Consider the following 8,724-nt stretch of genomic DNA (forward strand, 5'->3'; position numbering starts at 1 on the left):
CCACCGCGTTCCGTGCCGGGAGGCCCGGCGCGGTCGTCCGTACGAAGGCAGGAACCAGCTGACGAGCAGCCCGCCCAGCTCAAGGCGGCCCTCAACAACTTCCTCACCACGGACGTCATCCGCCTCAAGGGCGGTAAGACGGAGACCGTGGTCAGGAGCGAGAAGGGCATCAGGACCGCGAAGGCGCTCATCCAGGCGATCGACGACGCCCAGATGGGCCAGTACAAGGAGTACAAGAACTACCCGGGCTCGAGGAATGCTGATGACCCCTGACACGGCTCCAGACATGGCCCCGGACGTGCGGCTGGTGAAGGACCTCGTGGCCGGGATCCCCGCCTTCGAGGACCTCTACGAGACGCATGTGTTCAACCAGGACGGGGTGCTGCCCCACGTCTTCTTCTGGGACGTCACCCAGGAGACGGTGCAGTCCTACCTCGGCCTCGACGCGGACGCGCCGGACTGGCGGAGCACCCTGCGGTTCCTGGAGGAACAGAGCGCACGGGACGTACCCGAGATCGACGAGGTCGTGGTGACGTCGTTCCTGGAGTACCTGCCGTTTCCCGGGAAGCCGGGGCACGAGATCGTCGGCGAGTTGGGGCCCGTGATGGCGGCGAAGTTCGCGCAGGTACGTCCGGCAGGATGACGCGGACGAAACGGGCCGCCCTCCCGGTCGGGGAGAGCGGCCCGGTGTGTCATCCGTCCGGCTCGTCGGCCTGCCCGCCTACAGCAGGTTGTAGATCTGGAAGCCGTGGCCGATCTTGGCCGGGCTCCCGAACACGCTGCCGGCGTTGCCCGTGCCGGAGTACCGGAACAGGTCACCGTTCGGCTTGCGCGCGATCAGGTCCGCCACGCCGTCCGCGTTGAGGTCGCCGACCGACAGCAGACGGTCGTACGTGTTCCAGCCGGCGCCGATCCGCGTGCGGGTCGCGAACGGCACCTTGTAGTCGCCGGTGCCCTTGTACAGCCACAGCACGCCGGACGTGTCCCGGGCGACGATGTCGGGCTTGTCGTCGCCCGTCAGGTCGCCCTGGCCGGCGAGCTGGGTGTACTGGCCCCAGCCGCCGCCGATCCGCATGCGCGGGGTGAGGGTGCCGTCGGCGTAGCCGAGGTAGCCCCAGAGCACGCCGGCCTTGTCCAGGCCGATGAGGTCGGCCTCCGGGGCTCCGCCGATGCTGCCGGGGGAGAGGACCGTGGGGTAGATGTTCCACCCCGTGCCGACCTGATTGCTGTGGTACTCGAGGTCGTCGTCGACCCAGCTGTAGGTCAGCTTCCCGTCCTTGTAGACATTCCAGGTGTGGTCGCTCCACCCGTCCTTGTCGTTGTCGACGTCGATCGAGTCGGCGAAGGCGTCGAAGCCGGATGTCACGTACTCCCGGGGCTTGAAGCCGCCCTGGTCGTCCGTCCAGTACATGTACAGCTCGGTGGTCGTCTTGTGCACGCCCAGCATGGGGAAGCTGGGCGTCTCGACCGCTCCGTCGGCGGGTGCGGCCGAAGCCGCCCCCTGGGCCTTTCCGGCCTGCTGCTGCTCGGCACCGGCCGCGGCCCGTGCCCGCTGGGCCGCACCGGCGGGGTCGCCGGAGGCGAACGACGTACCGGCCGTGGCGGCCATGGCGACCGTGACGGCGACGGCGGCGAGAGCGCCGCGAACCGTACGGCGGCGTCGATTGCTGATCATGGAGAATCCCCCCTGGGATCTGCGCTGGTGCTCAACAGCACATGGTGCGTGCTGTCGTTGAACGAAAGCCTCTCACGGGGGTCTGACACTGTGCGCCGTGCTCACATGGGCGTTTCGGCGATACGCGGGTCACGGGCCGCCGCGTTGACAGCTCGCCGGACGCCTGTCTGTAATGGACGCGGTGCCACGTGACGCCGGCCAAGAGCAGTGGGCCGGCCGGTAGTCGGGTGAGCATCATTCTTTGAGGGGCCCGTGATGAGTTCATACTCCGCGCTCTGCATCTGAGCACCTGAGCACCTGACGTAGCGCAGCCGCGCGTTGCTGCTCGTCCTTCCCGCCGCTTTCTGCGCGGGTGGCGTGCTGTCCGTCCGCCGGGTCCGGTGGCGGCGCGTGCGAGGCCTGCGTCCTCGCCTGGCCATGGCGACCTCAGCGGCCCCATCGCATTCTCATGATCTTCCGGAGACAGAAATCCGTATGCCCACGCATGACAACGAAACGCCCGACGCATCGGCCGACGCCACGGTCATCGAGGAGTTCCGGGCCCACCGAGGGAAGGCCGGTGGCCCCTTCGAGGGCCGGGACCTGGTCCTGCTGACGACCACCTCCGCGGCGTCCGGAACCCCGCGGACCACCGTGCTCGACTACGTACGCCGGGGTGAATCGCTCCTGGTCGTCGCGTCCGGGTCCGGCGCGCCCAGTCACCCCGCCTGGTACCGCGATCTGCTCGCCCACCCGGTGGTGGGCGTGGAGATCGGCACCTGGAACCGCCAGATGCTGGCCGTCCCCGACCGGACCGCGCCCAGCGGGGAACCGCTCGGCCACGCCCTGCCCGCGTCGGCAGCCCGCGTTCCGCTGGTCGTCGTGCTGGAGGCCGCCGACCCCGAGGTGTGGGAGGGGCGGCCCCGCGAGGTCAGGACCCTCGCCGACAAGGTCATGGAGGTCCACACGTGGCTGCGCGGGCAGTTGCGGCAGGTGAAGGCGGAGACCGATGCGCACTTCGCCGCCCGCGCGGCCCACCAGGGGCCCGGCGAGCCGCCGGCTCCGGGGCTCGGGCTGCAGATCCGGCAGCGCTGCCTGGCGTTCTGCCAGGCCCTGGAGTTCCACCACACCAGCGAGGACGACCACCTTTTCCCGGGCATCGCGCGGTACCACCCGGAGCTGGGGGCCGTCTTCGACCGGCTGCGCGACGAGCACCGCGCCGTGGCCCGCATCCAGCGCGATCTGGCGGCCCTGCTGGCCGGTGTCGGCGTCGCCGACGCCGAGCGTTTCCGCGCCGAACTGGCCGCGATGTCGGATGAGTTGAACGCGCACTTCGACTACGAGGAGAAGGAGATCGTGCCCCTGCTGGCCGATGTCCCCTGGCCGCCCGCACCACCGCCCGCGGCGGAAGGAGGCGCGGCCGCCGGTACGGCGGAGTGACCTGACGGCGTGAGGCCGGCCGGGTCCGGTCACGGCCACCCGGTCCGGTCCGGCCGCCGACGGCGTCCCGCTATCCGAACCGCTCCACGGGCGTCCGCGCGCCCGCCCGGAATTCGGTCAGGGCGACCCCGATGTCGTACGCCGATCCGGCGAACAGCACGGACCGGTCGGCCGCCACGATGATGGTCCCGCCGCCGCGGACCTGGTGCACGACGGCCACCGCGTCGTCCTCGGGCAGCAGCACATGGCCGAGAGCGGCGTCGGGCGATATGCGGCGGTACAGCCCCTCGCCGAACTCGATGAGCTGTCGCTGCTCGGGCGTGGGCGGGGCGGACTCCGCAGCTGCCTCCCCGCTCGCCTCGCTCATCCCGCCACTCCGTCATCGTCGTGGACCGCCGCGAGCTCCGCGATCAGGGCCGCGTCCCGCATCCCCGGCAGGACGTACCCCTCGGCCTCGTCCCATGGGACGTCGAGGTCGTCCATGTGCACGCGCCACTCCGCGCCCAAAAGCGCCCGGCGCAACTCCGTGACGGAATCCAGCACATGGGCGATCACGGGCAGCAGGCGGCCGGGGTCGAACGGCATCTTGGTGGAGCCGGCGACGATCTCCAGCGGCTCGGATCCGGGCGTTTCGTACAGGTACAGGCTTTCCTCCTCCTCGTACGGGAAGGACGCCATGTGCGCGGCGACGACGCGCTCGACGGACGCGGACTCGGCGTCGGTCAGCGGCGTCGCGCGCCGCGCGTGGTAGTAGAGGGAGACGCTCATGGCGGGAGCGTACGACGCGGGTGTGACAACGCCGGCCGGGATCTACGCCCCGGGCGCGGTACGCCCCGGCCGGGCCCGGAGTTCGTCCCCGTCCCCGTCGTCAGCCCTGTCCTCAGCCTCGTCCCCTTCCTCGGACGCGCCGGGCAGGCCGGGCCTACCGGAGACGCCGGGCAGGAGGGCGAGGGCGGCCGAGACGAGCTCTCCCGACGCCCTCGGGTCGGCCCGGACCGCCCGGACCAGCACGTCCGCCTCCATCGGGGCCAGCCGGTGGCGCCGCGCGGGGTGGGCGTGCGTCGCCGCATAGGGGGCGGCCAGGATCTCGACGGGAGACAACGGGGTGCCGCACCGGCGCAGGAACACCGCGAGACCGTACTGGCTCACCAGCGCGCAGATCTCCTCGGCCTCGGCACGGTTGCCGTGACGGGCGTCGTGGGCCTCGTAACCTGCGCGACGGTCGGCCCGTCCGTCCACGCGAACGTCCACGTCCTCGCGGAACGGGCCCGCCGGGCCTTGACACCTGCGCGACGGTCGGCCCGTCCGTCCACGCGAACGTCCACGTCCTCGCGGAACGGGCCCGCCGGGCCTTGACACCTGCGCGACGGTCGGCCCGTCCGTCCACGCGAACGTCCACGTCCTCGCGGAACGGGCCCGCCGGGCCTCGACGGCCTCCCCGCGCCGGTGGCGGTCGAGGCCGAACCGTACGGTGAGCACACGGGCGAGTCGGCGAAGGCGCGTCGCGCGGTCGGTAGCCATGGGTGCCCGGTATCCGTCCGCGGGTGCCGCACACGTCCGCCACCCGGACGAACCGGGTGTGCCGGGGCCGAACGGGAGCAGAAGAGGAAGGGCAGTGCACGGCGTCCCCGCGGGCCTTCCCGCCGTCGTCCCCCACGAGGCACCCGACCGTGCCGACCCTCCTACGTCCCCGGAGCCCACCCGTGTTCACCAAGTTCAACGGCGCCCTCCCCGGCGCGCCGGTCCGGGCGCCCGGCCGGACCGGAACGCCACGGCGCTGGCCCGTCGCGCTTCGGCGGACGCCCGTCTCCCTGTGGAACGACGACCTCTCCGACTGGGCGGCGGCCCTCACGTACTACGCCATCCTCGCGCTGCTCCCCGCGCTGCTGGTGACGGTGTCCGTGATCGGGCTGACCGATCCGGGGGCCACGAAGGCGCTGATCGCCGACATCACGGCCTTCGCCCCGGCGGAGTCCGGCGCCGCGCTGCGGCAGCCGCTGGAGGCGGCCACCCAGCAGCGCACCGCGGTCTGGCTGCTGGTCGCGACCGGAACCCTCAGCGCGGTCTGGTCCGCGTCCAGCTACCTGGCCGTGTTCCGGCGGGCGCTGCACGCGATGCACGGGGTGCCCGACACCCGGCCCGCCCTGCGGAAGGCCCACATCATCGTCGCCTCCGCGATAGGGCTGCTGCTGCTCCTGATGACCAGCGCCTTCGCCCTCGTGCTGTCCGGGCCGCTGGCCCGCTGGCTCGGGCACCGCATGGGGCTCGCGCACCTGGGGGACGCGGTGTGGGCGGTACTGAAGTGGCCCGTGCTGCTCTGCCTGGTCGCCTGCCTGATCATGGTCCTCTTCCGGACCGGACCGGCGTCCGCGCGCGGTACGCGGCAGGGGCTGCCGGGCGGGGTGCTGGCGGCGCTGCTGTGGCTGGTGGCCTCGGCGGGATTCGCGCTGTACGCGACGTACATCGGGTCCTACAGCCGGCTGTACGGGTCACTCGCCGGGCTCGTGGTGTTCCTGATCTGGGTGTGGTTCACCAACCTGGCGCTGTTGACCGGTGCCCAGTTCAACGTCGAACTGGAGCGGGCGCGGCGCGGCGCAACGGAGAGCCCTGACCGGCCGGAGAGCCCTGACCGGCCTGACCGGCCGGACCGGCCGGACGAGCGCTGAGGGCTTGTCCCTTTGCCGGCTACGGTCTCCTCGGATGACGTCGACCGTCGATCCTCTCCCGGGTGACGTCCAAGTGGCCGTTGTGCCGGACCCGCGTGGCATTGGGGTCCGTCGTGGGCCCGTGGACCCACGCACCGGGCGGCGGCGCTCATTACGCTCGTGGTGACCAGGCGTGAGCCCCTCGCGACACCGCCCGACCGGCGGTGTGACGGGTGCGCTCACGTGCGCAGGGATCTCCACGCTCTACCTGACCAGCAGGGCGGCCACCTCTCATCCGGCATGGGCCGGGGTGAATCCGGGGTGCCCGGATTCTCTTCATGAGGTGACGTGTCGATGAGTGACGGATTCTTCTACTCGTACCACCTGGGCTGGAGCCGCCCCGACGCCGAGTCGCTGCTCAGCGATTTGGAGGCGGCGGGCGTGCGGCCCGGTCATCCGGTCACCCGGCGCATCACGCTGCTCGGGCCGGGGTCCCGGCCGTCCGTCACCCAGTCCTGGGTGACGCGGGACCAACTCGTCCTCCTGGCCGGCCTGCAACGCCTGGACCAGGTCGACTTCCTGCTCTGGCTGCCCGGCGGCTCCGAGGTGCCCGCCCGGGTCCGGCGGACGGACGACGGCACGGTGGAGCTGCGGTTCGCCCTCGGAGGCCTGAGACGGGACGAGCGGGAAACGGTCGTCCGTGCGGTGCGGGAGGCGATCGGGAGGGCGTCACTGCTGTGCGTCGGCTTCGTGGTCGACCGGGAGGGCGCGTCGGCGGCCACCGACTGGAGAGGGTTCATCGTGCGGGGGACGGTGTACTTCGACCACTGGCCGGACACGCTCGCGGTGCGGCCGGAAATAGCGTCCGTACAGCCGCAGTTGAGCGGGGTGAACTCGTTCGAGCAGTCGCCGTGGGTGGTGTACGGAAGTGATGTGCCCAACCGGTAGACGCGGGGCGGCGGACGTGCGGCGAGGGCCGGAGGCCGCTGCCCGGCCCCGGCCCTCGCCGCACGTCCCGGGCCTGGGCCCCGGCCCTCGCCGCACCTCGCTGCCCGGCCCCGCACCTCGCCGTGCTAGCCGACGACCCCCGCCGTGGCGAGTGCCGCGACCATGCCGGTGGCCACGAGGATGCCCCCGACGTAGCCCGTGGCGGTGGCGCCGCCGTCACGCCAGTAGTACGGGGCGGCCTGCGGCGACCCCGGGTCGTCGTCGTCCAGCAGCCGGTCCACGGCCAGGCCCGCCGCCGCTCCGGTCGCCAGGGTGACGACGGGCAGCAGGACCGCCTCCATGTCGGCGAGCTGCCACAGCACCGCGTACCCGTAGCCGAGCGCGGCCAGCGGCACGCCGAGGGCGGCCGACAGATACAGGGGACAGGAGGTGCGCTGCTCCGCGGGCAGGACCCGGGCGGCGGCCAGCACGGTCAGCACGGTGGTGAGGACGGCGGGTACGTGCTGGAGCGCCAGCCGCCACGTGAACACGTCCAGCCGTTCGTCGGTGGCCAGCAGGTCGACGAGTCCTCGGGAGATCACGTATCCGGCGATGACGTGGACGACGGCCCCGACGGCCCAGCACCGGGCGAGCGCCAGGAGCGCGCCTCCTCCGGAGCCGTCAGGTCTTCCCGCACGACCGGGCCCGTACCCCGGGGGCCGGCGCCCCTCGCTTCCGTTCTCCCAGCCGCTGCCACCGTTCACGGTTCTCCCTCTCCGACGTCCACTCACCCGATCCGTTCCTGACGTGCCCCGAACAACGGGTGTGGCATGAGCGTAAGGCGGCCCGAGCAGCCTGACCTGGGCCTATGGCCCCAAAGTTGGGCCCAGGCGCAGGGTGGGGTCCCGGACGCCCGGCTCGGGCGCGGCACGTGAACTGCCGCGCGTTTCAGTCATGTCGGATCCAAAGGCCCAGGTGGAAAGCGGGCTATTCGCCATAATGTACGAGCGTGAGTGGTGTGGGCGGGGGGTTGGGGGGAGTCCGTCGAAAGTGCGGTGCGAGCGGGATCGAGAGCGGCAACCAGTAGTCAACGGCGAGCTGCTGGGCGTGGAGGCGGGACCGAGGAACGGAGGTGACGGCTGTGCGGCACGAACGGCTCGGCGACGACGAACGGGACCTGGCACGGGAACGGCTCTGGCGCACGCGCCGGACCCGGGGAGGGGACGCGACCCCGGAGGGCGGTGAGCTGCTGCTGCCCGAGGTGTTCCTGAGTGTGCCGACGCCCTGGCTCTGGGAAGGCTGGACGCTTCCCTCCTCGGACCGCTACGCCGACGAGAACGCGGAGAGCGTCGCCCATGCGCGTACGGTCCTGGAGGCATGTCTGCCGGCCGAACCCGTCCCGCGCGAGGTGCGGGCGGTCTGGGACGTGCCCGACCGGGATGCCGATACGGGCATCCGGCGCATCGGAGTGCCCGACGTGTTGCGGCGCCTGATGCGGGACACCCGGCGGGTCACCCGTGAGCAGATGGCAGCAGCGCGGGCGGAGGCCGAGGTGCTGGCGGTTCCCGGCGTGCCGGATGCGGTGGACTCCTTCGTCGGCCTCTGGCTGCCTTACGTGCGCGAACAGTTCGCCGATGCTGCCTTCCAGTGGATCGCACAGGTCGACGAGGAGGACCGGATCGTGCCGTGGGCGATGGAGTTGGCACTGAGCTTCGTCGAGCGCCGCTGTGCGGCGGAGCAGGCGGTGTGGATGCTTCGCTGGACCGTGGACGTACCGGAAAGCGTTACGGCGTTGAAGCGGATCGCCGCCGACCCGGCGGTCGGTGCGGAATTGCGGGCACTCGCCGCGGACGGGTTGCCCGGATCCTGACCGCCTGTGACGTGCGCGACGTGAGGGGAACGGCTCTTCATGGAGCGGACCGGGCACTACCGCGACCATGTGACGGCGATCGCCTACGGGCTCCGGCGCGCGGCCTCCTCCGGTAGCAGGGAGACGCCGAGGAGGGGCCGCGCCCGGCCGCGTACCCGGCGGCGGCGATAATCGGCCGTATGTCCCCC

Annotated in this window: 11 protein-coding genes; 6 read left to right on the plus strand and 5 right to left on the minus strand. The window is 71.9% G+C overall.

Annotated features, from left to right (window positions below; genetic code table 11):
* Together EAO72_RS40355 and EAO72_RS40360 are read left to right on the plus strand one after the other, a co-directional pair.
* Positions 1-273 (plus strand): hypothetical protein (locus EAO72_RS40355; RefSeq protein ID WP_222724172.1); only part of this gene is annotated, 273 nt, incomplete at its 5' end.
* The gene (locus tag EAO72_RS40360) at positions 263-643 is read left to right on the plus strand and encodes a hypothetical protein (RefSeq protein WP_261991862.1); all 381 of its coding nucleotides are present in this window, start codon (positions 263-265) and stop codon (positions 641-643) included. The genes EAO72_RS40355 and EAO72_RS40360, both read left to right, overlap by 11 nt.
* A 78-nt stretch (positions 644-721) precedes the next feature.
* On the opposite strand, the gene EAO72_RS40365 is transcribed toward EAO72_RS40360, so the two are convergent.
* Complete coding sequence (locus EAO72_RS40365) at positions 722-1,675, minus strand: FG-GAP repeat domain-containing protein (RefSeq protein WP_261991863.1); 954 nt, start codon at positions 1,673-1,675, stop codon at positions 722-724.
* A gap of 474 nt (positions 1,676-2,149) precedes the next feature.
* Here EAO72_RS40365 and EAO72_RS40370 point away from each other — a divergent pair, with 474 nt between their 5' ends.
* Complete coding sequence (locus EAO72_RS40370) at positions 2,150-3,094, plus strand: nitroreductase/quinone reductase family protein (protein WP_148022364.1); 945 nt, start codon at positions 2,150-2,152, stop codon at positions 3,092-3,094.
* 70 nt (positions 3,095-3,164) lie between these two features.
* Here EAO72_RS40370 and EAO72_RS40375 read toward each other — a convergent pair whose 3' ends face one another.
* Genes EAO72_RS40375 through EAO72_RS40385 form a run of 3 tightly spaced genes read right to left on the minus strand, consistent with a single transcriptional unit; the run spans position 3,165 to position 4,333 of the window.
* Positions 3,165-3,461, minus strand: coding sequence for a hypothetical protein (locus tag EAO72_RS40375; protein ID WP_148022365.1), 297 nt, complete (start codon positions 3,459-3,461; stop codon positions 3,165-3,167).
* On the minus strand, positions 3,458-3,862 hold the full coding sequence (locus tag EAO72_RS40380) for a hypothetical protein (RefSeq protein WP_148022366.1): 405 nt from the start codon (positions 3,860-3,862) through the stop codon (positions 3,458-3,460). Before EAO72_RS40380 ends, EAO72_RS40375 begins: the two co-directional genes overlap by 4 nt.
* A gap of 42 nt (positions 3,863-3,904) precedes the next feature.
* A complete protein-coding gene (locus EAO72_RS40385; protein ID WP_148022367.1) occupies positions 3,905-4,333 on the minus strand; it encodes a hypothetical protein in 429 nt (142 codons plus the stop codon).
* 464 nt (positions 4,334-4,797) lie between these two features.
* On the opposite strand from EAO72_RS40385, the gene EAO72_RS40390 reads away from it, so the two are divergent.
* Together EAO72_RS40390 and EAO72_RS40395 are read left to right on the plus strand one after the other, a co-directional pair.
* Positions 4,798-5,760, plus strand: a complete 963-nt coding sequence (locus tag EAO72_RS40390; protein WP_148022368.1) for a YihY/virulence factor BrkB family protein — start codon at positions 4,798-4,800, stop codon at positions 5,758-5,760.
* Between the two features lie 333 nt (positions 5,761-6,093).
* Positions 6,094-6,687, plus strand: coding sequence for a hypothetical protein (locus EAO72_RS40395; RefSeq protein WP_148022369.1), 594 nt, complete (start codon positions 6,094-6,096; stop codon positions 6,685-6,687).
* A gap of 125 nt (positions 6,688-6,812) precedes the next feature.
* Here EAO72_RS40395 and EAO72_RS40400 read toward each other — a convergent pair whose 3' ends face one another.
* Complete coding sequence (locus EAO72_RS40400) at positions 6,813-7,430, minus strand: hypothetical protein (RefSeq protein ID WP_148022370.1); 618 nt, start codon at positions 7,428-7,430, stop codon at positions 6,813-6,815.
* 368 nt (positions 7,431-7,798) lie between these two features.
* Here EAO72_RS40400 and EAO72_RS40405 point away from each other — a divergent pair, with 368 nt between their 5' ends.
* Positions 7,799-8,536 carry a hypothetical protein gene (locus tag EAO72_RS40405; protein WP_148022371.1) on the plus strand — a complete coding sequence of 246 codons (738 nt, stop codon included), beginning with the start codon at positions 7,799-7,801 and terminating at the stop codon, positions 8,534-8,536.
* Positions 8,537-8,724: the final 188 nt, after the last annotated feature.

Origin of the sequence: Streptomyces sp. OR43 (assembly GCF_008042275.1) — a bacterium.
GTDB lineage: Bacteria > Actinomycetota > Actinomycetes > Streptomycetales > Streptomycetaceae > Streptomyces.